Origin of the sequence: Mesorhizobium sp. M00.F.Ca.ET.216.01.1.1 (assembly GCF_004010325.2) — a bacterium.
Taxonomy (GTDB): Bacteria; Pseudomonadota; Alphaproteobacteria; order Rhizobiales; family Rhizobiaceae; genus Mesorhizobium.
Genome location: NZ_SADR02000576.1, coordinates 1 through 283, shown reverse-complemented (window position 1 = coordinate 283; position 283 = coordinate 1). Strand labels below are relative to the sequence as shown.

General features: G+C 62.2%; 1 protein-coding gene. It reads right to left on the bottom strand.

The window, feature by feature from the left end:
- Positions 1-283 (bottom strand): GTPase (locus EN859_RS37505; RefSeq protein WP_189502606.1); only part of this gene is annotated, 283 nt, incomplete at both ends.

The window sequence follows — 283 nt, the reverse complement described above, 5'->3', positions numbered from 1 at the left end:
GACGACCCGAACGCGCATCCCGTTCAGATCAAGCGCCACTTCCAGTAGGTCCCGGGTGGTCCCCGGCTCGTCAGTCACGATCGCCGCCTCTCGCTGGGCGAGTGCATTGAACAGGCTGGACTTGCCGGCATTTGGCGCGCCGAGGATAACCACCTCAAAGCCGTCGCGGATAATTTCGGCGGCCTTGAACCCGCGGATGTGGCGTTCGATCTCGACAATCATCGTGGCCACATCACACCAAACCGCGTCCGAAACAGAGCCTGGCACATCGTCTTCCTCGGCG